Origin of the sequence: Mesorhizobium sp. BR1-1-3 (assembly GCF_020165455.1) — a bacterium.
Taxonomy (GTDB): domain Bacteria; phylum Pseudomonadota; class Alphaproteobacteria; order Rhizobiales; family Rhizobiaceae; genus Mesorhizobium; species Mesorhizobium ciceri.
The window spans coordinates 172534-195772 of record NZ_JAIUIC010000008.1 but is presented as its reverse complement, the minus strand read 5'-3'; the positions used below and the strand labels follow the sequence as shown (position 1 = coordinate 195772).

Annotated in this window: 21 protein-coding genes, 1 tRNA gene and 2 pseudogenes; 17 read left to right on the top strand and 7 right to left on the bottom strand. The window is 62.7% G+C overall.

All coding sequences use genetic code 11. The annotated features are described in order from the left end of the window. Positions 1 to 18 precede the first annotated feature (18 nt). The 5 genes from LB559_RS19545 (at position 19) to LB559_RS19525 (ending at position 3697) form a co-directional block, all read left to right on the top strand. Positions 19 to 639 carry a 2,3-bisphosphoglycerate-dependent phosphoglycerate mutase gene (locus LB559_RS19545; protein ID WP_013528615.1) on the top strand — a complete coding sequence of 207 codons (621 nt, stop codon included), beginning with the start codon at positions 19 to 21 and terminating at the stop codon, positions 637 to 639. A gap of 73 nt (positions 640 to 712) precedes the next feature. After that, a tRNA-Leu gene (locus tag LB559_RS19540) sits at positions 713 to 797 on the top strand. Between the two features lie 149 nt (positions 798 to 946). Further along, positions 947 to 2632 carry an FAD-dependent oxidoreductase gene (locus LB559_RS19535; RefSeq protein WP_224674769.1) on the top strand — a complete coding sequence of 562 codons (1686 nt, stop codon included), beginning with the start codon at positions 947 to 949 and terminating at the stop codon, positions 2630 to 2632. Further along, entirely contained in the window at positions 2629 to 2937 is a 309-nt protein-coding gene (locus tag LB559_RS19530; protein ID WP_063173483.1) for a UBP-type zinc finger domain-containing protein, read from the top strand. Before LB559_RS19535 ends, LB559_RS19530 begins: the two co-directional genes overlap by 4 nt. A 196-nt stretch (positions 2938 to 3133) precedes the next feature. Then, positions 3134 to 3697 carry a cytochrome b gene (locus tag LB559_RS19525; RefSeq protein WP_013528613.1) on the top strand — a complete coding sequence of 188 codons (564 nt, stop codon included), beginning with the start codon at positions 3134 to 3136 and terminating at the stop codon, positions 3695 to 3697. Positions 3698 to 3817: 120 nt separating this feature from the next. Here the strand turns inward: LB559_RS19525 and LB559_RS19520 are convergent, their stop codons facing one another. Next, on the bottom strand, positions 3818 to 3997 hold the full coding sequence (locus LB559_RS19520; protein WP_023814179.1) for a hypothetical protein: 180 nt from the start codon (positions 3995 to 3997) through the stop codon (positions 3818 to 3820). A gap of 129 nt (positions 3998 to 4126) precedes the next feature. Then, positions 4127 to 6115, bottom strand: a complete 1989-nt coding sequence (locus LB559_RS19515; RefSeq protein ID WP_224674768.1) for a transcriptional regulator — start codon at positions 6113 to 6115, stop codon at positions 4127 to 4129. A 254-nt stretch (positions 6116 to 6369) separates the two neighbouring features. On the opposite strand from LB559_RS19515, the gene cysK reads away from it, so the two are divergent. The 7 genes from cysK (at position 6370) to LB559_RS19480 (ending at position 15036) form a co-directional block, all read left to right on the top strand. Beyond that, a complete protein-coding gene (gene cysK, locus LB559_RS19510; protein ID WP_127368096.1) occupies positions 6370 to 7458 on the top strand; it encodes a cysteine synthase A in 1089 nt (362 codons plus the stop codon). Positions 7459 to 7471: 13 nt separating this feature from the next. Next, positions 7472 to 8959 (top strand): pyridoxal phosphate-dependent decarboxylase family protein, encoded by a 1488-nt coding sequence (locus LB559_RS19505; protein WP_224674767.1) that lies wholly within the window; start codon positions 7472 to 7474, stop codon positions 8957 to 8959. Positions 8960 to 9008: 49 nt separating this feature from the next. Beyond that, positions 9009 to 9365: a hypothetical protein gene (locus tag LB559_RS19500; protein ID WP_024502169.1), complete on the top strand. Its 357-nt coding sequence runs from the start codon at positions 9009 to 9011 to the stop codon at positions 9363 to 9365. A 127-nt stretch (positions 9366 to 9492) separates the two neighbouring features. Further along, a complete protein-coding gene (locus tag LB559_RS19495; protein WP_064992726.1) occupies positions 9493 to 9864 on the top strand; it encodes a hypothetical protein in 372 nt (123 codons plus the stop codon). 114 nt (positions 9865 to 9978) lie between these two features. Continuing rightward, the gene (locus tag LB559_RS19490) at positions 9979 to 10605 is read left to right on the top strand and encodes a CDGSH iron-sulfur domain-containing protein (RefSeq protein ID WP_027161191.1); all 627 of its coding nucleotides are present in this window, start codon (positions 9979 to 9981) and stop codon (positions 10603 to 10605) included. A 121-nt stretch (positions 10606 to 10726) separates the two neighbouring features. Continuing rightward, entirely contained in the window at positions 10727 to 12769 is a 2043-nt protein-coding gene (locus LB559_RS19485) for a hydantoinase/oxoprolinase family protein (protein WP_224674766.1), read from the top strand. 98 nt (positions 12770 to 12867) lie between these two features. Continuing rightward, positions 12868 to 15036 carry a malate synthase G gene (locus LB559_RS19480; RefSeq protein WP_224674765.1) on the top strand — a complete coding sequence of 723 codons (2169 nt, stop codon included), beginning with the start codon at positions 12868 to 12870 and terminating at the stop codon, positions 15034 to 15036. Between the two features lie 66 nt (positions 15037 to 15102). On the opposite strand, the gene LB559_RS19475 is transcribed toward LB559_RS19480, so the two are convergent. Together LB559_RS19475 and LB559_RS19470 are read right to left on the bottom strand one after the other, a co-directional pair. Beyond that, positions 15103 to 15642, bottom strand: coding sequence for a J domain-containing protein (locus LB559_RS19475; RefSeq protein WP_224674764.1), 540 nt, complete (start codon positions 15640 to 15642; stop codon positions 15103 to 15105). A gap of 275 nt (positions 15643 to 15917) precedes the next feature. Continuing rightward, positions 15918 to 16541 (bottom strand): annotated as a pseudogene (locus LB559_RS19470) (ATP-binding protein); the annotation flags it as partial. A 66-nt stretch (positions 16542 to 16607) separates the two neighbouring features. Between LB559_RS19470 and LB559_RS19465 the strand changes: the two are divergent. Further along, positions 16608 to 17078, top strand: a complete 471-nt coding sequence (locus tag LB559_RS19465) for a hypothetical protein (RefSeq protein WP_224674763.1) — start codon at positions 16608 to 16610, stop codon at positions 17076 to 17078. A 22-nt stretch (positions 17079 to 17100) separates the two neighbouring features. Here the strand turns inward: LB559_RS19465 and LB559_RS19460 are convergent, their stop codons facing one another. Next, a complete protein-coding gene (locus tag LB559_RS19460) occupies positions 17101 to 17310 on the bottom strand; it encodes a hypothetical protein (RefSeq protein ID WP_224674762.1) in 210 nt (69 codons plus the stop codon). A gap of 408 nt (positions 17311 to 17718) precedes the next feature. Here LB559_RS19460 and LB559_RS19455 point away from each other — a divergent pair, with 408 nt between their 5' ends. Continuing rightward, positions 17719 to 18708: a hypothetical protein gene (locus tag LB559_RS19455; RefSeq protein ID WP_224674761.1), complete on the top strand. Its 990-nt coding sequence runs from the start codon at positions 17719 to 17721 to the stop codon at positions 18706 to 18708. Between the two features lie 13 nt (positions 18709 to 18721). On the opposite strand, the gene LB559_RS19450 is transcribed toward LB559_RS19455, so the two are convergent. Continuing rightward, positions 18722 to 19684 carry an IS1595 family transposase gene (locus LB559_RS19450; RefSeq protein ID WP_224674760.1) on the bottom strand — a complete coding sequence of 321 codons (963 nt, stop codon included), beginning with the start codon at positions 19682 to 19684 and terminating at the stop codon, positions 18722 to 18724. A gap of 99 nt (positions 19685 to 19783) precedes the next feature. Between LB559_RS19450 and LB559_RS19445 the strand changes: the two genes are divergently transcribed. Then, positions 19784 to 20020, top strand: coding sequence for a DUF6471 domain-containing protein (locus LB559_RS19445; RefSeq protein ID WP_224674759.1), 237 nt, complete (start codon positions 19784 to 19786; stop codon positions 20018 to 20020). Positions 20021 to 20321: 301 nt separating this feature from the next. Then, positions 20322 to 21062, top strand: coding sequence for a hypothetical protein (locus LB559_RS19440; RefSeq protein WP_224674758.1), 741 nt, complete (start codon positions 20322 to 20324; stop codon positions 21060 to 21062). 42 nt (positions 21063 to 21104) lie between these two features. Here LB559_RS19440 and LB559_RS19435 read toward each other — a convergent pair. Continuing rightward, positions 21105 to 21419 (bottom strand): annotated as a pseudogene (locus LB559_RS19435) (ATP-binding protein); the annotation flags it as partial. A 165-nt stretch (positions 21420 to 21584) separates the two neighbouring features. Here LB559_RS19435 and LB559_RS19430 point away from each other — a divergent pair. Next, entirely contained in the window at positions 21585 to 23237 is a 1653-nt protein-coding gene (locus tag LB559_RS19430; RefSeq protein ID WP_224674757.1) for a recombinase family protein, read from the top strand. The last annotated feature ends 2 nt before the right edge of the window (positions 23238 to 23239 follow it).

The window sequence follows — 23239 nt, the reverse complement described above, 5'->3', positions numbered from 1 at the left end:
AAACCTGAAGGAGCAAACATGTCGCGAACCCTCGTGCTCGTGCGCCACGGCCAGAGCGAATGGAATTTGAAGAACCTGTTCACCGGCTGGCGCGACGTCGACCTGACCGAACAGGGCCACGCCGAGGCCAAGGCCGCCGGGCAAAAGCTCAAGGCGCGTGGCCTGAAATTCGACATCGCCTTCACCTCGGCGCTGATCCGGGCGCAAAAGACCTGCCAGCACATCCTCGACGCGGTCGGCCAGGGCGACCTGAAGACCATCCGCGACCAGGCGCTCAACGAGCGCGACTATGGCGACCTCTCCGGCCTCAACAAGGACGACGCCCGCAAGAAATGGGGCGAGGAGCAGGTGCATGTCTGGCGCCGCTCCTACGACGTGCCGCCGCCTGCCGGCGAAAGCCTGAAGGACACCGGCGCCCGCGTCTGGCCCTATTACCTGCACGATTTGCAGCCGCACGTGCTTCGCGGCGGCACCGTGCTGGTCGCCGCGCACGGCAACTCCCTGCGCGCGCTGATCATGGCGCTCGACGGCAAGTCGGGCGAGGAGATCGTCAAGCTGGAACTCGGCACCGGCGTGCCGGTCATCTACCAGCTCAACGCCGATTCCACCGTCGCTTCCAAGGAAGTGCTGGACGACTGAGCCGGCGAACGGAGCAACCGCGAAAAAAGCGCGTTGACACACATCGCTTGCCCGCTTACATGAGCCCGCACCAGCCCAGATGGCGGAATTGGTAGACGCGCACGGTTCAGGTCCGTGTTCCGCAAGGAGTGGAGGTTCGAGTCCTCTTCTGGGCACCAAATTCCCGTTTCGAGCCACTTGACGGTTCAGAAACTTAGAGAAAAAGCCCGGTTCGTCCGGGCTTTTTCTTTTCAGCCCACCTCCCCTTCCGGCCAGTCCCCTCACAAACCGCTTCAAACTCCGCGGCCGCTTCGCTACGCTCAAAACCATGGCTCAATCCACCAACCCGATCTTCGGTGCCCGCCGCGACCAGGCGTTCCCCACGCTGGCCGAGGTGGACATCGACCGCATGCGCCGGTTCGGCGAGGCCAGCACCTATGCGGCCGGCGAGAACATCGTCACGGCAGGCGATGTGGCGCCCGGCCTGATCGTCGTGCTGTCGGGTAGCGTGGACATCACCCAGGACGGCGGGCTCGGCCGGCGCGAGACGATCGTCACGCACGGCCCGGGCAGCTTTGTCGGTGAGCTGGCGCAGCTTTCGGCCCGTCCCTCGCTGGTGAATGCGCAGGCCGCCGAGCCGGTGGAGGCGTTCGTCATCGCCTCGCAGCGGCTGCGCGACCTGATGGTGCAGGAGGCCAATCTCGGCGAGCGCATCATGCGGGCGCTGATCCTGCGCCGCGTCGGGCTTTTGGAGAGCGCCACCAGCGGGCCGATCATCATCGGACCCCAGGACAATGCCGACGTGTTGCGGCTGCAGGGTTTTCTGGCGCGCAGCGGCCAGCCGCACCGCGTGCTCGATTCCGACAGCGATCCCTGCGCCAAAACGCTGGTCGAACGCTTCGAGGTCGATCCGCACCACCTGCCGATCGTGCTCTGTCCAAACGGCAGGCTGCTGATGAACCCCGGCGAAAAGGACCTCGCCCGCTGCGTCGGCCTGTTGCGCCCGATCGATGCCGATACGGTGTATGACGTGGCCATCGTCGGCGCCGGCCCGGCAGGGCTGGCGGCGGCGGTCTATGCGGCATCCGAAGGGCTGTCGACGATCGTGCTCGATTGCCGTGCCTTCGGCGGACAGGCCGGCGCCTCCTCGCGCATCGAGAACTATCTCGGTTTCCCGACCGGCATCACCGGCATGGCGCTGATGGCGCGCGCCTACAACCAGGCGCAGAAATTCGGCGTTGAAATGGTCATCCCGGACGAGGCGAAGCTTTTGAGCGCGGCCACCGACACGTCAGGCGCCCGCTATCTGCTCGATGTCGGTGACGGCGAGACCGTGCGCACGCGCAGCGTGGTGATCGCCAGCGGCGCGCGCTATCGCCGCCTCGACATCGCCAATCTTGCGCGGTTCGAGGGGACGTCCGTGCACTATTGGGCGTCGCCCATAGAAGGGCGGCTTTGCGCCGGCCAGGAAGTGGCGCTGGTCGGCGCCGGCAATTCGGCGGGCCAAGCGGCGGTTTACCTCGCCAGCCATGCGCGGAAAGTGGCGCTGCTGGCGCGTGGTGGCAGCCTCGAAGCCTCGATGTCGCGCTATCTGGTCGAGCGCATCAGGGCGCAGCCGAATATCGAAGTGCTGACCGGGACCGAAATCGAGGCGCTGGAGGGCGAAGAGGGCAATCTTGCCATGGTGCGCTGGCGCAACCGCGCCAGCGGCGCGGAAACGACGCGCCCGATCCGCCATCTCTTTCTCTTCATCGGCGCCGATCCGAACACCGATTGGCTGGCCAACTGCGATGTCGCGCTGGACGCAAGGGGTTTCGTGCGCACCGGATCGGACATAGGATCGGCGCAGATGGAGACGAGCCGCAGCGGCGTGTTCGCCATAGGCGATGTCCGCGCCGGTTCGGTCAAACGGGTCGCGGCGGCTGTCGGCGAAGGCGCCCAGGTGGTCGCGGCTCTGCATGCCTACCTCGCGCGCGGCAACGCCGACACATTTCGAATGGCCGGGAGACCATGATGGATGAATGCAGACATACGCGCGACATCAGGAAGGTCACGCCGAGCGCGCTCGGCTGCGAGGAATGCCTGAAGAGCGGGTCGAAATGGGTGCATCTGCGGCTGTGCCGTACCTGCGGCCATGTCGGCTGCTGCGACGACTCGCCCAACCGCCACGCCACCAAGCATTTCCACGCCACCAAGCATCCGATCATCGAGGGCTACGATCCACCCGAAGGCTGGGCATGGTGCTATGTCGACGAGGTGTTTGTCGACCTCGGCGACGATGTGACCCCGCAGAACGGTCCGATCCCGCGCTTTGTTTGAGCGCCCTGGAGACGCCGAAGAAGAGCCCGGTTCGCCCGGGCTTTTCTTTGTCCAGCATTACGCGCTCGATGCCCGACTGTCCGCAAACTGACAGCTTACCCGTTCCAGTGTCCTGCCAGCTCACGATCATCCGAGCCCGACAAAGCTTTGACATGATCGCGGCTAGTTTAGAAACATTCAAAACTGGAAGGCTCGCATGCACCCCACCTATACAAGCGCACAAAAAGCCATTCACTGGGCGGTGTTTCTGCTGGTCATCGGCCTTTATGGCTTGACCTATGTGGAAGAACTTTTTCCGCGCGGCGATCCCGGCCGCGCGCTCGTCTGGTGGTTCCATATTTCGTTCGGGCTGCTGTTGGTTGCGCTGGTAGTCATCCGCGTCGGCCTGCGCCTGATACTGGGAACGCCAGGGCTGCAGACGGAAATGTCGGAGCTTGAACGATGGGCGGCCAAGATCGCGCATCTGCTGCTCTATGCGCTGCTGGTGACCATTCCGGCTCTCGGCATCCTGCTGACTTGGTATAGGGGCGACGCCTTGAGCTTCTTCGGCCTCTTCACCATCCCGGCCCCGGTATCGCCCGACCGCGACACGGCCCGGTTCATCAGGGAACTGCACAGCCTGTGCGCCAATTCGATCCTCATCCTCGCCGGAGTGCACGCGGCCGCGGCGCTATGGCATCATTTCATCCGCAAGGACGACGTGCTCAAGCGAATGCTGCCGGAAAGCACGCTCTCCTGGAGCAAGTCCGGGAAAGTGTGAAGTGGTTTCCCAGGAAAAGCGCATAGCGCCTTCCCTCGTTGATCGGGAGGGCCTTTCCTTCGACCTTCTTTTTCTTCAGAAGGCGCTCTCCCCGAGAGGGCTAACGCCGACCGATAGCGCCTACCGCACGGAGCCGGTGACGGTCGGGTCGATCATGCTGGGAACCGACTTGCGTTCGTTTCCGGCAAGCGCCGCTATGATCAGCAGGCTGGCAACCACCGGGACAAACAGGATGGCAACGCGAGCCTGCACGTAAAATATGGCGCGCCATTCATTGCGCTTGTCGGGGCTGTTGCTCATCATACTCACTTTGTCGGCCCCCCGGGCCGTGACATAGAAGCTAACGGTTAAACAACTCCTTCCGACTTCGTTAACCCGGCGGATTTGAGGCGAAATTCCCACGCGATCCCCAAGATGGCGATCCAGGCTTCAGTTGAGCCCGATGCGGCTGGCGCCCTGCCGGAACAGCGCTACGGCATCCGGTTCGAAGCGGAAGGTGCCGATGAAATCGTCGGCGCAATAGTCCGGCCTTGTCTTGCGGATGGCGGCGGCGAAGCCGCGCGCCTCGTCGAGCCGTCCGGCCAGCGCCAGGCAGTGCGCGGCGATCGCCAGTATGATGGCGTGGGCGTTGGGCCGCGCCGCCGCCTTCAGCGCCCATTCGGCCGCCTCCTCAAACTGGCCGAGCCGGACATGCGCCATGGCGCGTGCGCCCAGCATGCCGAACAGCAGCGGGTCGAACGGGCTGAGATGGCGCGAGTGATCGGAAGAGCCTATCGCCGCTCGCGGGTCGCCCGACTGCGAATGCACGAAGGACAAAGCGTAGTGGCCGAGCGCGAAGTTGGGGCTGAGATCGACCGCCCGCTCGAGTTCGAGCAGCGAGCCGTCCTGCTCCCCGCGCAGCCACAGCGCCCGGCCCATCGCCCAATGCGCGGCCGGATTGTGGTCGTCGACCAGCAGGCTGTGTCCGGCGCTCTCGAACGCCAGCGCGCATTCGCGGTCGCGGTCGCCCCAGCGCTGGAAGGCGTTCTGCCAGTGGGTGAAGGACAGGCCGGCATAGGCGCGGGCGAAGGTCGGGTCGAGCTGCAAGGCCTGCGCAAAAAAATGCCGCGCCTGCTCGTTTTCGGCCTGGGTGAAGCGGTACATGTGCCAGAGGCCGCGATGGTAGGCCTCCCAGGCGTTGAGCGAGCTGGGCGCCTTCAGCATGGCGCGGTTGCGCTCGACCGTTTCGATCTCGGCCGAGATCGAGGAGACGATGCTGTTGCCGATGTCGTCGAGCACGGAAAAGATGTCATCGGGCCTGCGCTCGAAGGTCTCGGCCCAGACGATCCTGGCGCTGCGCACCTCGATCAGCTCGACGCTGACGATGAGGCGGCCGGACGGGCTGCGCACCGTGCCGGTGGCGACATAGTCGACATTCAGCCGGCGGCCGGCATCCTCGGGCGCGATGTTCTGCTCTGCCAGCGCAAACACCGATCCGCGCGCGATGACGAAGAAATCCCTGAGCTTGGCCAGGCGGGTGATGATGTCGTGGGTGAAACCGTCGGCCAATCCGCCGCGCGTGCCGCCGCTCTCCTCGACAAACGGCATCACCGCCAGCGAAGCGTGGCTGGGCTCGACCGGGCCGGGTGCGGTGGGCATGGTGGCCACCAGTGGCGATAGCGTGGACAGGCAGGCCGTTCGAAGCGAGGTGCCCGACTGTCGGTCGCGGATCGCCCGCCAGGCCGCGCGAAGCGGTGCGAAATCGAGCTCCTCCGACCGAAACAATCGTTCCGCCGCGGCCAGATGCTCTTCGGCCGCGCCGACCTCGCCGCGCCCGGCCAGATTGGACAGCAACGCCAGATGTCCGCACGTGTCGAACGGCGCCAGTTCCACCCATGTGTCGAGATGGGCGATCGCCTCGTCACTATAAGCCGGCAGGCTCGCGACAAGGCGTTCCAGCACGGCGGCATGGCAAGCGCTGAAGCGGCGGCGCTGCGCGATCAGCCAGCTGTTGAAATGCGGGCTGCGCTCGAGCTCCAGCCCGTCGAGGAAATCGCCGGCAAACAGTCCGGCCAGCACGCGCAAGCGCTCGACGTCAAGCGTGCCGATCCCTTGCGCGGCGGCGCGGCTGACCTCCAGCACATCGACCAGGCAATCGTCGAGATCGAGTGCGACCGTATCGCCTTGGGTGGAGACCCGGCGCCGGGCCGGCATGTCAAGCGCGCCGCGCAGCTTGCTCAGGCACCAGCGCAGTTCGCCCCTTGGGTCGTTCGGCACATCCCACAACAACTCGCACAGGCGACTGCGGCTGACCGGATGCGGCGCCAGCGCCAGATAGGCGAGCAGCGCGCGCAGCTTGCGTGACGCAGGCAGGGCAACCGGAGCGCCGTCGCGGGAGATCATCAGCGGTCCGAGCAGGCGCACGGAAAGGACCGGCATGTCGCCGTCCGGCCTCGATCGAGTGGATTCCACGTGCGTTTCCACGCCTGCTCCCACGCTGGCCTGTCGGCCTCTCCTGTATCACCAAACACGACACGGCGCATCCGGCAGCGGATCTCAGCGCCGGATACGGCCATTGCCGCTGTGCGGCATGTCAGTCCTAGCGCGGCAAGGTCACCAAACCTCGCCGCCCAACCCGCCGGTTTGTAACCGGCCCGTGAAGACAAAACGCGATGACAATCAAGGAGACCAAGATGTTGCAGCAGCAGAAGATCAGAACCACGGCCGGGCGCGGCCGCCTGTTCGACAGCATTCTCGACACCGTCGGCGACACGCCGGTGGTTCGCATCAACAATCTCGGACCGTCCCACGCGACGATCTACGTCAAGGCCGAGTATTTCAATCCCGGCGCCTCGGTGAAGGACCGGCTGGCGCTCAACATCATCGAGGAGGGCGAGCGCAGCGGGGCGCTGAAGCCGGGCCAGACGGTGGTCGAGGCGACCAGCGGCAACACCGGCATTGGCCTCGCCATGGTCTGCGCGCAAAAGGGCTATCCGCTGGTCGTCACGATGGCCGACAGTTTTTCGGTCGAGCGCCGCAAGCTGATGCGCATGCTGGGCGCCAAGGTGGTGCTGACGCCGCGCGCCGAAAAAGGTTTCGGCATGTACAAGAAGGCGGTGGAACTGGCCGAGGCCAATGGCTGGTTCCTTGCCCGCCAATTCGAGACGGCCGCCAACGCCGCCATCCACGAGGCAACGACGGCGCGCGAGATCGTCAATGATTTCGCCGGTTCGCGGCTTGATTGCTTCGTCACCGGCTATGGCACCGGCGGCACGGTGGTGGGCGTGGCGCGCGTGCTGCGCCGCGAGCGGCCGGAAACCCGCATCGTGCTCTCCGAGCCGGCCAACGCGCAGCTCATCGGCAGCGGCAAGGTCCAGCAGCGCGGCGTCGATGGTGCTCCCGCCGCCAGCCATCCAGCCTTCGAGCCGCACCCGATCCAGGGCTGGACGCCGGATTTCATCCCCAACGTGCTGCAGGAGGCGATCGACACCAGCCTCTATGACGAGGTGATGCCGATCGCCGGGCCCGAGGGCATCAAATGGGCGAGGGAATTGGCGCGCAAAGAGGGCATCTTCACCGGCATTTCCGGCGGCGCGACCTTCGCCGTGGCACGGCAGGTCGCGGAGGAGGCGCCGGCCGGTGCGGTGATCCTGTGCATGCTGCCCGACACCGGCGAACGCTACATGTCGACACCGCTGTTCGACGGCATCGAGGCCGAGATGGATGCCGACGAGACCGCCCTGTCGCGCTCGACGCCCGGCTGCCAGTTCCCGGCGGCTTGACGGGAGATCTGGTATGGACGCCGTGCAAGAAAACCTCGGCCTTTTGGCCGAGGAAACGCTCGATCCCCTGGACTGGGCCGATGTGCAGGCCCTGTCGCACCGGGTCATCGACGATGCGGTCGATTACCTCCGCGATGTGCGCGACCGCCCGGTCTGGCGGGAGATGCCGGCCGATGTGAGAGGGGCCTTCTCGGCGCCGCTGCCGCGCTCGCCGGCGCCGCTGGATGCGGTCTATTCTGAGGTGTCCCGCACGGTGATGTCCTATCCAATGGGCAACATCCATCCGCGCTTCTGGTCCTGGTATATGGGGTCGAGCAATTTCACCGGTGCGCTCGGCGATTTCCTTGCGGCAATCCAGGGCTCGAACCTCGGCGGCGGCAACCACGCCGCCGGGCTGATGGACAGCCAGGTGGTGAACTGGTGCAAGGAGATGCTGGGCTTTCCCGCTTCTGCCGGCGGCACGCTGGTCAGCGGCGGCTCGATGGCCAACATCATCGGGCTGACCGTGGCGCGCAACGTCAAGGCCGGCATCGACGTGCGCGAGCATGGTGTCGCCGCCATCGAAGAGCCGCTGCGCTTCTACGGCTCGGAGCAGATCCACTCGTGCCACCGCAAGGCGATGGAGGCACTTGGCCTCGGCAACCGGGCACTGCGCCGCATCCCGACCGATGCCGGGCTGCGCATCGATATCGCCGCCTTGCGGGCAGCGATCACAGACGACCGCGCGGCAGGGTTCAAGCCGGCCTGCGTCATCGGTACGGCGGGCACCGTCAACACCGGGGCGATCGACGATTTGCAGGCGCTTGCGAAGCTGTCACATGAGGAAGGCCTCTGGTTCCATGTCGACGGCTGCATCGGCGCGCTGATCGCCATTGCGCCTGAGAATGCCCATCGCGTCGCCGGCATCGAACGGGCGGATTCGGTCGCGCTCGATCCCCACAAATGGCTGCACGCGCCGTTCGAAGTCGGCTGCGCCCTGGTCAGGGATGCCGCCGCGCATCGCGGGACCTTCGCGGTGACGCCGGAATATCTGGAATCGACGCCGCGCGGCCTCGCTTCCGGCGAATGGCTGCACGACTACGGCCTGCAGACGTCGCGCGGTTTTCGCGCGCTGAAGGTGTGGATGGCGCTGAAGGAGCACGGTGTCGAGAAATTCGGCCGCCTGATCGACCAGAACATTGCCCAGGCCGTCTATCTTGCCGGCTTGATCGAGGCCGCGCCGCGGCTGCAGCTGGCGGCATCGCCGACCGTCAACATCGTCTGCTTCCGCTATCAGCCCGGTCTGACAGGCGAGGCTCTGAAGGCGCTCAACACGGAGATCATGCTGCGGCTGCAGGAAAAGGGCATTGCGGCCCTTTCGGACACCACGGTGCATGGCGAGCACTGGTTGCGCGTGGCGATCACCAATCATCGCACACGGCGCGAGGATCTCGACCTGCTGGTGCGTGAAACGGTGCGGCTGGGGCATGAGATCGCGACGCAGGGTTCCACACCTTCCTAGTTGCGGGCAGGCATGCGATTCTGCCGCGGTGATTCGGGAGATCCAGGCCGTGACGCTGTTTCGTATGGTTGCACTGGCGGCGCTGGTCTTCACCGCCTCGGCGCAGGCCGCCGACATGGCCTTCTTCGTCAAGAACCTGCGCAAGGAAGCAGTCGCGGTCGAGCTGTTCAGCCGCGACCGCGAGACGGTCTGGCCGGGCAACGACAAGGTGTTCCTGATCGCCCCAGGGTCGCAGAAATCCGTGCCGTTCTCCTGCAATCAGGGCGAACATATCTGCTATGGCGCCTGGGCCGACGGCAATGACAGCCTCTCGGCCGGCGTCGGGCCGGACAATGACCAGCCTTGCGACACCTGCTGCTTCATCTGCGTCGAACACTCGACAGAGACGATCGATCTGGTGCCGTAGAGCGCGGAAGTTTTCGTTGGACCCAAATTAAGTCAGGGATCGGCTCGTCCGGTCCACTTCCGCGATTCAGCGCTGCGTGCGATGGTCGCCACGCGGCCGGGTGGGCCGCTTATTCAGGGGGTTACTCATGTTTCATGCCTATGCGCGCCGCGTGCTGGCCGCGCTGTCTCTCCTCATGCTGCTCGTGCCGGCGGCGCGTGCCGACGATGTCACCTTTGCCATCAAGAACGGCCACCCCAACGCCATGCGCGTCGAACTCTACAGCCAGGACCGCGACTATGTCTGGCCGGGCGATGACAAGGACTTCTACCTCGACGACGGCGAGACCAAGCAGCTGCCGATATCCTGCAACGCCGGGGAATCGATCTGTTACGGCGCCTGGGTCGATGGTGACGAGGGCACCTATTGGGGCGTCGGCCCCGGCAACAAGGAAAAATGCGAGGATTGCTGCTACACCTGCAGCGGCGGCGAGACCGAGGAGATCGAACTGGTCCCCTGACCGGTTTGCCAGCTTGACGGTCTTCGGGCTGGAGCCATAGCCTGTGCAAATACGCAGCGCGCGCCGCCTCGAACTGTTCAGACGCGACGTGCTTCAGGCAAAAGGAGCTCAGCTATGGCCGGCATGGTCGAAAGCGACAAGATCGACGTCGGGTTTTCCGGCAAGCGCTGCATCCATTCGCGCAACTGCGTGCTCGGCGATCCGCACGTCTTCGTGCCCAACGCGCCGGGTCAATGGATCCATCCCGAGGCGGCCAGCGTCGAGAAGATCGTCGCCATCGCCGAAAGCTGCCCGTCGGGCGCCATCACCTATGTCAGGAAGGATGGCGGGCCGCAGGAGCAAGCACCAGTGGTCAACACGGTGCGGCTGCGGGAAAACGGCCCGCTGGCAGTACACGCCGAGATCGTTCTCGACGGCGAGACTTCTTATCGTGCCACGCTCTGCCGCTGCGGCGCTTCGGAAAACAAGCCGTTCTGCGACGGCAGCCACAACAAATCCGGTTTTGCCGCCACCGGCGAGCCGCAGCTGAAGGACACGCCGGCGCTCGAAGCGAGAAACGGTCCGCTGAAAGTGACGCCGACCACCAATGGCCCGCTCAAGTTTGAGGGCAATCTCGAGATCGTCACCGGAACCGGCCATACGGTCGACCGTACACAACGCGCCTTCCTCTGCCGCTGCGGCCATTCCGCCAACAAGCCGTTCTGCGATGGCACGCACAAGAAAGTGGGGTTTGTCGGGTAGGTTGGCGCTTCGGCCAACGCTGCCAATCTCCGCCTTGGCCCAGCGCTAGCAGCTTTATCGACCGGCCCGCATCGGCTAAAGGCAGGGGCAGACAGACTCCCCAGCCGGACCGCCGCCAAAAATGACAGCCAAGACCAAGCCAAAACCGTTGTTCCTCGGGATCGACACCGGCGGCACCTATACCGATGCCGTGTTGTGGTCTGAAACGGAAGGCCCGCAAGAAGGGCCGAACAAGGGCAAGGTGCTGGCCAAGGCCAAGGCGCTGACCACCAGGCATGATCTTGCCGTCGGCATTTCCGGCGCCGTCGACGCGGTGCTGCAGAAAGCCGGAACCGATCCGGCTGATATCAAGCTGGTGTCGATGTCGACGACGCTTGCCACCAACGCGCTCGTCGAGGGCCAGGGCGGCCGCGTCGCGCTGGTGATGATCGGCTTTTCCGAGGGCGACCTCGCCCGCGACGGGCTGAAGGCCGCGCTCGGCACCGATCCGGTGGTTTTTTGTCCGGGCGGCCACGACGTGCATGGCAATGCCGCCAAGCTCGATCTGTCCGGACTGGAAGCGGCGCTGCCGGAACTCGGCGCCTCGGTGTCCGGCTTTGCCGTCTGCGCCTACTTCGCCACCCGCAATCCGGCGCATGAGATCGCCGCCCGCGAGTTGATCCGCGACAAGTCCGGCCTGCCGGTCACATCGAGCCACGAGCTGTCGGCCAAGCTCGGCGGCCCGCGCCGGGCGCTGACCACTTTGCTCAACGCCAGGCTGATCTCGATGATCGACCGGCTGGTGGCGGCGACCGAAGGCTTTCTCGAGGCGCGCAACATCGCAGCACCGCTGATGGTGGTGCGCGGCGATGGCGCGCTGGTTTCAGCCGCTTTTGCCCGCCAGCGACCGATCGAGACCATCCTGTCCGGCCCGGCCGCCAGCCTGGTCGGCGCCCGCCACATGACCGGGCTCGACAATGCTGTGGTGTCCGACATCGGCGGCACCACCACCGACGTCGCCGTGCTCGACGGCGGCCGTCCCAGGCTAGATCCGGAAGGCGCCACCGTCGGCGGCTTCCGCACCATGGTCGAGGCCGTCGCCATGCGCACCTTCGGCCTCGGCGGCGATTCCGAAGTGGCGCTGGAGGATGGCGCGCTCAACCCAAAGATCCTGCTCGGGCCGCGCCGCCTGGTGCCGTTGGCGCTGGCCGGCATGGCGCATGGCGTAGCGGTGATCTCAGAGCTGGAGCGCCAGTTGCGGGCACCCAATCCCGGCCGCATGGACGGCCGTTTCGCGGTGCGCACCGGCGTGCCCGACCGGCTCGCCGCCGGCCTGACCGGCGCCGAAGCCAGGCTCTACGAGGCCATCGGTGCCGTGCCGCTCGCCGTCGACAGGCTTTTGACCTCGAACGCGCAGAACGCGACGCTGAACCGGCTGGTGTCGCGCGGGCTGGTGCATGTCGCCGGCTTCACCCCGTCGGACGCCGCCCACGTGCTGGGCAAGCAGGCGAACTGGGATCCCATCGCCGCGCGCCTCGGCGCCGAACTGTTCGCCCGCAAGCGTGACGGCCGTGGCCAGAACATCGCCGCTTCGCCGGAAGCGATCTCGGAACGGGTGCTGGTGACGCTGACGCGCTGGTCGGCCGAATATATCCTCGAGACCGCCTTTGCCGAGGATGGGCTCGACGGCGCCGCGACGGTGGCGCACGCCCTGGTGCAGCGCGCAGTCGACGCGCATCCCGGCATCGCCCGCCTGAGCGTTGCGCTCGACCGCCCGGTCATCGGCCTCGGCGCCTCGGCGCCGCTGCACTATGCCGGCTTGGCCGAGCTGATCGGCAATGACTGCGTGGTGCCCAGGGATACCGATGTCGCCAACGCGCTCGGCGCCGTCGTCGGCCAGGTCAGGGTTTCGGCCGAGGCGCGGGTCAGCCAGCCCATAGAAGGGCTGTTTCGTCTCGCCTCGGGCGAGACCGTACGCGATTTCCTCGACGAGGCAGCGGCGATCGCGGCGGCCGAGGCCGATGTCCGCGCCATCGTCGCGGAGCGCGCCAGGCATGCCGGCACCGACAGCGCCGAGATCGACGTCGCCACCGGATTCCGGGTCTCGACCGTCGAGGCCCAGCGCATGTTCATCGAGGCGCATGTCGTGGCCGTGGCCTCGGGAAGGCCGCGCATTGCGGTTTGAGCGACGCGGCGAAATACGCCACCTTCACCCTAAGCTGAATTGACCCGGCAAACCTGACATGCCAAAGGCCCGCAAAGCCTTTCATCTGGAGTAGCCTGATGACCCACCGCATCGAGATCGCCGGATTGCGGATTGCCCGCGAGCTGCATGAGTTCGTGGCCAGGGAAGCGCTGCCGGGCACGGGGATCGAAGCGGACGCCTTCTGGAACGGTTTTTCGGCCATCGTCCATGATCTGGCGCCGAAGAACCGGGCGCTGCTGGCAAAGCGTGACGCCATCCAGGAACAGATAGACGGCTGGTATCGCGATCACGGCGCGCCGGTCGACATGGAGGCCTACAAGGGCTTCCTGAAAGAGATCGGCTACCTCGTTCCCGAAGGCCCGGCCTTCAGCGTGTCGACCGACAATGTCGACCCGGAAATTGCTGATGTTGCCGGACCGCAGCTGGTCGTGCCGGTGATGAATGCGCGCTATGCGCTCAACGCTGCCAATGCGCGCTGGGGTTCGCTCTACGATGCGCTCTACGGCACCGATGCCATCCCCGAAACGGATGGCGCCGAAAAGGGCAAAGCCTTCAATCCGGCACGCGGCGCCAAGGTCGTCGCCTGGACGAAGACCTTTCTCGACGAGGCTGCCCCGCTCACGTCCGGCAAATGGGCCGGCGTCAATGGCCTGTCGCTGGCGCAGGGTGCCTTGCGGCTGAGCGCCGGCGCCGGCTCGACGACGCTGGCCGACCCCAGGCAATTCGTCGGCTATCGCGGCGATGCCGCCAATCCCGATGCCGTGCTGCTTGTGCGCAACGGCCTGCACATCGAGATCGTGATCGACCGCAACAACCAGATCGGCCGCACCGATCCGGCGGGCATCGCCGATGTCATCCTGGAATCGGCGCTGACCACCATCCAGGACTGCGAGGATTCGGTCGCGGCGGTGGATGCGCCAGACAAGGTCGTCGTCTACCGCAACTGGCTCGGCCTGATGAAGGGTGACCTGGCGGAAGAGATCACCAAGGGCGGCAAGAGTTTTGTCCGCAAGCTCAATCCCGACCGCGCCTACACCGCGCCCGCCGGTGGCACGCTGACCGTGCCCGGCCGCTCGCTGATGCTGGTCAGGAATGTCGGCCACCTGATGACCAGCCCGGCGATCCTCGACCGCGACGGCAATGAGGTTCCGGAAGGCATCATGGATGCGGCGATGACGGCGCTGATCGCGCTGCACGATGTCGGGCCGAACGGCCGCCGCGCCAATTCCCGAGCCGGCTCGATGTATGTCGTGAAACCCAAGATGCATGGGCCGGAGGAAGTCGCTTTCGCCGTCGAGATCTTCGACCGCGTCGAAGCGCTGCTCGGCATGGCGAAAAATACCATCAAGATGGGCATCATGGACGAGGAGCGGCGCACCACCGTCAACCTCAAGGAGGCAATCCGCGCCGCAAAGGAGCGCGTCGTGTTCATCAACACCGGCTTTCTCGACCGCACCGGCGACGAGATCCACACCTCGATGGAAGCCGGCCCGATGATCCGCAAGGGCAATATGAAGCAGGCCGCCTGGATTTCCGCCTACGAGGCGTGGAATGTCGACATCGGGCTGGAATGCGGCTTGGCCGGCCACGCCCAGATCGGCAAGGGCATGTGGGCGATGCCGGATCTGATGGCTGCGATGCTGGTCGAGAAGATCGCCCACCCCAAGGCCGGCGCCAACACTGCCTGGGTGCCGTCGCCGACGGCGGCGACGCTGCATGCCACGCACTATCACAAGGTCGATGTTCACGCCGTGCAGGCGGCGCTGAAGAACCGGCCCAAGGCCAGGCTCGACGACATCCTGTCGGTGCCCGTCGCGGTGCGGCCGAACTGGTCGCCGGATGATATCCAGAAGGAACTCGACAACAACGCGCAGGGCATTCTTGGCTATGTCGTGCGCTGGATCGACCAGGGCGTCGGCTGCTCGAAAGTGCCTGACATCAACGATGTCGGCCTGATGGAAGACCGCGCCACGCTGCGCATCTCCTCGCAACACATCGCCAACTGGCTGCACCACGGCGTGTGCAGCGAGGACCAGGTGATGGCGACGATGAAGCGCATGGCTGACATCGTCGACCGCCAGAACGAGGGCGACCCGCTCTACGAGCCGATGGCGGCCGACTTTGACAAGTCGATAGCCTTCCTCGCCGCCTGCGACCTGGTATTCAAGGGCCGCGTCCAGCCCAACGGCTACACCGAGCCGGTGTTGCACGCGCGGCGGCTGGAACTGAAGGCGCAGCAGGGCTGAAGAGGCCAGTCCCTGCCGTGAATGGGGCGGCAGGTCTTCGGCCTGACTTCCTCCGGAGGTGAGGCGTCAGGAAGCTGTATGGTCCAGGAGCCGGATGGTGGGATCGCGACGGTGTTCGGAGTTGACCCTATCGACGCCTTCCACCGTAATCGCGATCGTCCCGTTTTCCACTCTTGCTATCCAGCCCTTCGCTTTTAGATACCAGAGATGAAACTCGAGATGCTCTCGCGGACAGTCTGACAGGCGTTCGAGCTCCACATCCCCGATCCCGGGATTGCTGACGTCGTGCCGGCGCTTCGCGTAAAGCAGCGACAGCAGCCTGGCCTGGATCACGACATCCCGCTCGATGCCTTTGCTGTTGCTGGCTTCCTCGGTCAATTCGCGGCGAAGGCCGGCATGGTCCCTATACGCGATGTCGTATTGAGCGCGTTTGACCGGATCCTTGAGCGTGTTGTGGGCCTCCACGATTTCACTGAAGCGGGCTTCATCGCCGGTTTCGCGATTGTCGGGATGATAGCGCATCGCAAAATAGCGAAATATGCGCTCCAGCGTTTCCGAGTTGGCGTTCGGGCTGACTTCCAAAGCTTCGTAGTAGTCAACGAACATAGCGGGCTCCCCGACCGCAATCATATTCACATTATCTAAATAAGGAATTCCCAATGCGGAGACCAAGACTTTGGTCCGATGCGATGACGTCCACGCCCCCGAAGACGGAGAAACGGCCGGCGCCCGGTCGGTGGGGGCCGTTGGGTGGTGAGGACGTCGACCAAGCGGACAATCAGGTCCGCCGCAGTGCGGAGATGGCCGATTCGTCGGATGACGGTTATGGCGTGATTGCGGAAGGTGGCGTGGCAAGGTCGGCTTGTCGGGCGGCGAGTGACCTACGCCGCCTGCGCCACCCGCTCCGAGCTCATGCGGTAGGAAATCGCTTCGGCCAGATGGATGCGGCCGACGGTTTCGCTGGCGTCGAGATCGGCGAGTGTCCGCGCCACCTTCAGCACCCGGTGATAGGCTCGCGCCGAAAAGGCGAGCTTTTCGCTGGCGTCCTTGAGCAGCGACAGGCCGGCGGCGTCCGGCATGGCGATCTCCTCGATGACCGAGGGCGCGCAATGCGCGTTGGTGGTGGCGCGGGTGGCGCCGAGCCGCTCGAAGCGCTCGCGCTGGATGGTGCGGGCGCGTGCCACGCGCATCGCCACATCGGCACTTTTCTCCGCCCGGTCGGGCCGGATCAGGTCGCTGGCCGAGACCGCCGGCACTTCGATCCTGAGATCGATGCGGTCGAGCAGCGGGCCCGAAATGCGCGCCTGATAGTCGGTGCGGCAGCGCTCGCCGCGCAGGCAGCGATAACCAGGCTCGCCGGCCATGCCGCAGCGGCACGGGTTCATCGCCGCCACCAGCTGGATACGCGCTGGATAGGTGACGCGATGGTTGGCCCGCGCGATCATGCAGTCGCCGGTCTCCAGCGGCTGGCGCAGCGCATCGAGCGTCTGCGGCGTGAACTCCGGTATTATGGAGCAAACTCACCAAATATGATGTTTACGCCATTGTAAACGAGGTATATATCACCGTGCATGGTGAACATTTACGACTACGATAGACCGAACACCGTAGCCGGCCTTGTCGGCAAGCACGCCGAGCTTGTGGCCTTGCGTGAGAAGTACCGCGCCGAGATCAAAAAACTGACGGTCGATATAGACCATCTGGACGCGGCTATCAGGCTCTTTGATCCGAACGCCGACACGTCTCCCCTGAAAGAGTACGTCACCAAGCACCGGGCCGTGAAAGGCACTGTGAAGCGTTTCGTCCTCAACACCATGCGGGAAGCCACCGCGCCCCTTACGTCGCGCCAGATTACCGAGCTATGGGTTTCAGACCGTGGGCTAGCCGCCGATGAGGCGACCGTCACCACGATAAGGAAACGCATCGGCGCTTGCATAAAGGTCTGTGTGATCCAAGGGCTGATTGAGGAATGCGGCTGGACTGACGATCACGACGCATTCGGCCCTTACAAGCTGTGGAAATTGAAAAGGGGCGACCGGTAGGCCGCCCCTTGTATTGCTTCGCTTAGGCCGCCATCGATCCCGGCAAGGGGAAGTCAGCGGGGAGTTCTGTTGCCGGCTTGATTTCGGGGAACCTACGCCCCGCCATCACGTCAGCAATCCGGCCAAAGTTGAGGCCGGGGTAATAGCCCGAAATCCACGAGTACGGGATTCCCAAGTGGCGGGCCAACTTAATCACCGGAACCATGTCCGGTGTGACCTTGCGGTCGTTCATTTCCTTTTCTCCTCTGAAAAGGATGCGACCGAATACCGGTTGACGCCGATTCTCAGATGAATCATTGTCATTTTGTGCTGCGCCGATTTTCGGTCGCATGTTTCTGCCCCGGAATTATTTCCGTGACAGTCGAGTGGAACCGGAGCATTTGCGCCCCGGCTCCTACCGCCCAGCGGCGGCTGCTGAAACTGACCAGGTGGATCAGACCTCGTCAGATCAGGAAGCAGTCAGGCTATATGGGTTCCATACCGATTACCCTTGCTCGATGCGCCGTGGATACGAATCTCCACGGCGCATCCTGCGGGCAGTCTGGTCATAATGCAATACCCGGTTTGGACATATTCGGACTTTTGACTTTTCTAGCCTCCTCATATATGAAGGCTGCGAGATCCAGAGCCGGAGGCTACAATGTCAGACCAAAGCGAGGCCACGAGTGCCGAAGCCAAGAGTGGCCAGAAGCGCAGGGCGGGGCGCAGCCCATCCTACCCCGTTCTCAGCGTTCAGAAGGCAGTGGAGAAGGCCAGAGCCCTTTATGAACGGGAGGGGGACTACGCGGCACCGGTAGAATCAGTCGCCGCCGCGTGGGGCTACAGCGCGAAAAGCAGTGGAGGGCGGCAAACACTCGCAACGCTTGGGTATTATGGCCTAATCGAAGTTCAAGGCGACGGCGATGCTCGGAAGATTAAGGTATCGGAAATTGCGCGTCGGATTCTGCTCGACCAGCGTGAAGATGAGACGGAAAAAAAGGTTCTCTTACGGAGGGTTGCCTTAAACCCTAAAGTTCACAAGGCGATCTATAACAAGTACCCAGTCGGGCTAGCGTCTGACAACTCCGTCGTGCATTTTTTGGTTTTTGACTTTCTGTTCAACAAGGAAGCTGCCCACGAGGTGCTAGCCGAATTCAAGGAAACAGCCGGGTATATCGGACTGTACGAGCCTGATAAAACCGTGGACAAAAACGTCTCCGAGATTCATAATGCCGGCGCGGAAAAACCGCCGCTCGACATCAAGGTCGGCGATAAGGTCCAGTGGTCCAGTCAAGGCGTAGACCAGTTTCCGAACGGCGCGACCGTCCTAGGTTTTTCGGATGACAATCTGTGGGCCTTTACCGATCAAGGGATGTCGGGGATCCCAGTGAAAGAGATGAAAATTATGGAAGCTTCCCCCGCACAGACGCCGCCGGCCATGCCGCAACACCTTGCGGACATCGTGGCGCGCTCCGGCCAAAACACCTTGGCGATTGAAGTTAAGAAGGGGTCACGAAAGGCAGTCTTCCCCGTCGATGAAGGGGACGTAACGCTGATCTTTCCGGAGAACATGTCCGCTGACGGACTTGCCGAGCTTGGTCAGTACCTCAATATCTTTTTGAAGAAAGAGCAAAAGAAGGCGGCTCCCTGAGGCCCGCCTTCTTTTATTTTGCCCGGCGCTGCCAGTAACCGCACCACTGGTCCGACTTCGGCGCAACGCCTACCGCGCTGACAACCATCGCGTACTGAGTGCCGTTGGCTTCGCGGCGATTATCTTCGCGCCATGCCATCTCGGCGGCATAGGAGCCGAGATAGTCGCCAGCGATGCGATGGTGAATACCGATCTCGGCGCGGCGGATGCGCGAAAAAAATGATTCCGCGTCGTTCGTGCAAGCGCCATCCTTCGAATACGCTTCCTGATGGTTGATACGCTTTATCGGGAAATAGGCGGCCAACTTATCCCAATGCGAAGCTTCGTCGGCGTGAACCGTTGAACCGTGCTTCACGGCGGCAGCGACGAAGGCAACGCCATCTGCCTCCGTGCGAGCGACGTGGGTAATCGTGCGGCCATCGGCTTCGCGGGCAACGATAACCGACTGGCGCTTGCCGGATTGATTGGCAGTCAAGCGGCGATCCTTGCGGTCGTTCTTGTTGTTCGCCGGCTTCACATACCCGCCAAAGTAAGCGCCATCAACGGCTACGCTGCCCGATAGAGCGCCTTCGTCACGGGCCAGCTTTATGGCCTCACGGACCTTGTGCAGCATCACGAAGGCCGTCTTGTAATCAACTGAGAGGTCGCGGGAGAGTTGAAGGGCGCTATAGCCCTTGGCGCCGTTTATGAAGACGGCAATGGCGGCGAGAATGTCGCGCACCGCCAACTTGCGGCTGGCGAAGATCGTGCCTGACGTGATGCTGAATTGCTTCGAGCAAGCCTTGCACTTGTAAACCTGGCGCGTCTTGAGGTCATACGCATCGAGGCCGCCACATTCCGGGCAAACCGGCTCACCATCCGTTTCCGACCAGCGTATCTTGCGGAAAGCCGTCCGGGCTTCCACGTCAGACATGCGCATGACCTTGACCAGCGAGAGGGTCTTGGCGGCGGGAGAGAGGAGGAAATGCTGAGACATATCAAATCCGATGATGTTATACATCGGATATAGGACATTGAATCAGCACATGCAAGGGTATATATCATCATCCGTGATGTTTTTTCTGGAGATATGATGATGGCGGACGATTCCCTGACCGCGCCTTACGAGGAGCAGGCCAAAAACATACTGAAGGGCGAGTTGAAGCGCCGTGGCATAACGTACGCGGCGCTGGCCGAGAAGCTGACGGAGAAGGGCGCCCACGAAAGCGAGAGGAATCTGGCAAACAAGATAAGCCGTGGCAGCTTCACCGCCGCATTCTTCATGATGTGCATGGACGTGATCGGCGTTCGACAAGTCAGTCTAGAGACTTGAAATTATTACGGAATATTATCGCGAGTTGACACTTAGGCTCTAAGCGCCTAAGTGAACGCTGCTTTTACCTTTGCAACCTATGCTCCTCAGTTGCATTAGTTAGTGTCCTACCGAGATTCAGCCGGTGGCCATCGAAAGCAAAATTGGTGACTGTCATGGATGAACTGATTATTGGCATGATTATAGCCGTCTGGGTCGCGTATGCCGCCCAGGCTTTGGCGCGCCGCTATAATCGTTTTCTTTAGCCGGTTGTAAATTCCGCAAAGAATTATATGCTGCCCCCGCGCTTAGGGGGACAATCTTGAAAACATTGGTTTGGGCTATTGTAGCAACCGCTTTCTCGGCGTTTGGGTTGCTTCTCTCCCTGTGGGGAGTTGACGACAGGATCATCGCCAAATTTCCTTGGTCGGCCCCGGCTGTCAATCTAATTCCGATCGCATCATTAACAATGCTTGGGCTGGTGTTTGCCCTGTTTATTGTATATTTGATTGTGGCTTTGATATCTACGATATATATAAGAACGTCCAGTTCTCTTCAGAACGTCACTAGTGTTGCGTGCAGAGAAGAAGACCTGCCGAAAATACGGAAGATTGCGGAAAGTGAGATTGGACAGGTCTCCAGTGAGGAAGACACCTTAGCTCTTTATCGCCGCAACAAGCAGGCTTTTCGTAAAATTGTAGATACGAAGACCCATGAAATCATTGGGTATTTTTGCATATTGCCCCTTACAAGCGATGGCTTGGACCGGGTCAAAAATCGGAATCTCCTTGAACCCCCAATCGATGTGAAGTGTTTCGCCCAAAAGTTTAGAAAGGGCGCTGACGTTTACATCGGGGGCATAGCCGGCGTTGGTCCAAGAGGGAAAGCCGGCGCTCATGAGCAATTAAAGCTCTTCATCGTCAACAAGAACTTTGTCACAGCGTACGCAAGGCCAATGACCAAGCGGGGCGTTGCGCTGGCGAGGGAGAATGGGTTTAAGCCGGTATCCGAAAACGACAACCTTGTGACAGGTGTCTACGCCTACAAGATACGCTCCATATAATGGCAAACATCATCATATTTGGTGAGTTTGCTCCATAATACCGGTGAACTCGGGAAACTCGTCGAGGAACAGCACGCCGTGATGGGCCAGCGACACCTCGCCCGGCCGCGCGCGGATGCCGCCGCCGACCATCGCCGCCATCGAGGCCGAGTGGTGCGGAGCGCGGAACGGCCGCCGGTCGGTCAATTTGCCTTCGCCGAGCTCTCCCGCCACCGACGCGATCATCGAGACTTCGAGCAATTCCTTCGGCGCCAGCGGCGGCAGGATCGACGGCAGCCGCTGCGCCAGCATCGATTTGCCCGAGCCCGGCGGGCCGATCATGAGCATGAACCGTCCGCCGGCTAGCGTGGGCCTGAGTCCGAATACATACCCCTGAATGCCAGGCGGGAGGTTCTTCTGCCAGATAGCGGTAAGCTCCGTGAGAATATCGACTTCGAGGGACAGAAGTCCGTCCCTTGACTGGTGCCATGCTTCGGGTACTGCCGGTGGCCGTAATTGCCCACCGAACTCCGAGGAAAAGCCTTGAACTTGCCAGTCGTACGCACCGGGCTAATCCCGGCGGCGCAATACATACGTATGTCCACTGAACACCAGCGCTATTCGCTCGATAATCAGAGCGCAGGAATCGCAGCGTACGCCAAATCGCGTGGCTATCAGATTGTTGAAACCTACAAGGACGCTGGACGGAGCGGCCTGACATTGCGCGGACGAGCAGCCCTCAAACAGCTGCTGAGTGACGTGATGGGCGGCAAGGCGCCCTATACGGTTGTTCTGGTTCTGGACATCAGCCGTTGGGGGCGATTCCAGGATGTGGATCAGTCAGCCCACTACGAGTTTCTGTGCCGAGAGGCTGGCGTCTCGGTCGCCTATTGTGCCGAAGCATTTGAAAACGATGGCAGCGCGACCTCCGCGATCGTCAAGCAGATAAAACGCGTCATGGCGGCAGAATACAGCCGAGAGCTATCAAGAAAGGTATCGCGCGCGCATCGCCAACTGGCGCGACTGGGTTTTAGGCAAGGCGGCGATGCTCCTTACGGTACCAGGCGGCAGCTGATCGACGAGGGCGGCACTCGCCGTATGATATTGAAGCCGGGCGAACGCAAAGCGATCATCACCGATCGGGTCATTCTGACCCATGGACCGAAGGAGGAGACGGATCTTGTGCGTCGAATCTTCCGAATGTTCGTCGATCAAAAAATGCGCCTTGCCGAGATCGAAAAAGCGCTAGCGTCAGAGGGGCGTACATCTAGCCGCGGTGGTGATTGGTCACTGGGCACCATCCGTAACCTTTTGGAGAACGAAATCTACATCGGCCGCTACGTCTTCGGCCGGCAGCTCAACAATTTGGGCCGACCATTCAAAACCCTACCGGAGACGTGGTCTCGTTCCGAAATGATGGAGCCCATCATTCCCGTAAAACTATTCAAAGCGGCGGCGCGTCGGCTGAAAGAGATCACCAGGGTGCGCCTGAGTGACCAAGACCTTCACGAACGTCTTACTCGGCTTTATGTAGAGCACGGGCGCCTGACATATTCACTCGTGCATGATTGTCCGTATCTGCCCCTGCCGCAGGCAGTTCGGAAACGCTACGGTAGCCTGTACGCCGCCTATCTGTCAGTCGGATATGAAATGCCGACGCGATGGAAACTAAACGCTGACGGGAAACCTTACACCGACGAGGATCTTCTCAACGAACTGCGTCGCATCCACGCCGAGCACGGGCGCCTAACGACGGCGATCATCAACAAGGATCTCCATTCGCCCACAGCCAGATATTTTATTCGAAGGTTCGGCGGTCTTACCAACGCTTGTCAATTGGCAGGTTTTGGCGAAGTGAATTTGACGAGCCGAGGCGCAGCTTCCTTACGGAACCAGCACGAGCGGCATGAGAGGGCCGTCAGGAAGGCCGCGATCCGGTTTAACGAAGATGGCAGCCGCATCACTGACGAACAGCTTCTCGATCACCTGCGACGGTTGATGGATCTTCACGGCCACCTGTCGATAGGCATCATTGATGCAGATCCTACCATACCGACCAGCCAGTTCTTCCGCCGGCGGCTCGGCGGCCTGAAGGCGGCCTACGCTCAAGTCGGCTATCACTCCGATCAGGGCGCGATCGTAACCGCGGCGCTGAAGCGTCTAACGTCTAGTTCGTCGGAGCCCGCGTTTAATTAGCC

Coding starts and splice junctions, on each gene's coding strand:
- LB559_RS19545 (WP_013528615.1), top strand. CDS start 19: ATGTCGCGAACCCTCGTGCTCGTGCGCCACGGCCAGAGCGAATGGAAT.
- LB559_RS19535 (WP_224674769.1), top strand. CDS start 947: ATGGCTCAATCCACCAACCCGATCTTCGGTGCCCGCCGCGACCAGGCG.
- LB559_RS19530 (WP_063173483.1), top strand. CDS start 2,629: ATGATGGATGAATGCAGACATACGCGCGACATCAGGAAGGTCACGCCG.
- LB559_RS19525 (WP_013528613.1), top strand. CDS start 3,134: ATGCACCCCACCTATACAAGCGCACAAAAAGCCATTCACTGGGCGGTG.
- LB559_RS19520 (WP_023814179.1), bottom strand. CDS start 3,997: ATGAGCAACAGCCCCGACAAGCGCAATGAATGGCGCGCCATATTTTAC.
- LB559_RS19515 (WP_224674768.1), bottom strand. CDS start 6,115: ATGCCGGTCCTTTCCGTGCGCCTGCTCGGACCGCTGATGATCTCCCGC.
- cysK (WP_127368096.1), top strand. CDS start 6,370: ATGTTGCAGCAGCAGAAGATCAGAACCACGGCCGGGCGCGGCCGCCTG.
- LB559_RS19505 (WP_224674767.1), top strand. CDS start 7,472: ATGGACGCCGTGCAAGAAAACCTCGGCCTTTTGGCCGAGGAAACGCTC.
- LB559_RS19495 (WP_064992726.1), top strand. CDS start 9,493: ATGTTTCATGCCTATGCGCGCCGCGTGCTGGCCGCGCTGTCTCTCCTC.
- LB559_RS19490 (WP_027161191.1), top strand. CDS start 9,979: ATGGCCGGCATGGTCGAAAGCGACAAGATCGACGTCGGGTTTTCCGGC.
- LB559_RS19485 (WP_224674766.1), top strand. CDS start 10,727: ATGACAGCCAAGACCAAGCCAAAACCGTTGTTCCTCGGGATCGACACC.
- LB559_RS19480 (WP_224674765.1), top strand. CDS start 12,868: ATGACCCACCGCATCGAGATCGCCGGATTGCGGATTGCCCGCGAGCTG.
- LB559_RS19475 (WP_224674764.1), bottom strand. CDS start 15,642: ATGTTCGTTGACTACTACGAAGCTTTGGAAGTCAGCCCGAACGCCAAC.
- LB559_RS19465 (WP_224674763.1), top strand. CDS start 16,608: ATGGTGAACATTTACGACTACGATAGACCGAACACCGTAGCCGGCCTT.
- LB559_RS19460 (WP_224674762.1), bottom strand. CDS start 17,310: ATGAACGACCGCAAGGTCACACCGGACATGGTTCCGGTGATTAAGTTG.
- LB559_RS19455 (WP_224674761.1), top strand. CDS start 17,719: ATGTCAGACCAAAGCGAGGCCACGAGTGCCGAAGCCAAGAGTGGCCAG.
- LB559_RS19450 (WP_224674760.1), bottom strand. CDS start 19,684: ATGTCTCAGCATTTCCTCCTCTCTCCCGCCGCCAAGACCCTCTCGCTG.
- LB559_RS19445 (WP_224674759.1), top strand. CDS start 19,784: ATGGCGGACGATTCCCTGACCGCGCCTTACGAGGAGCAGGCCAAAAAC.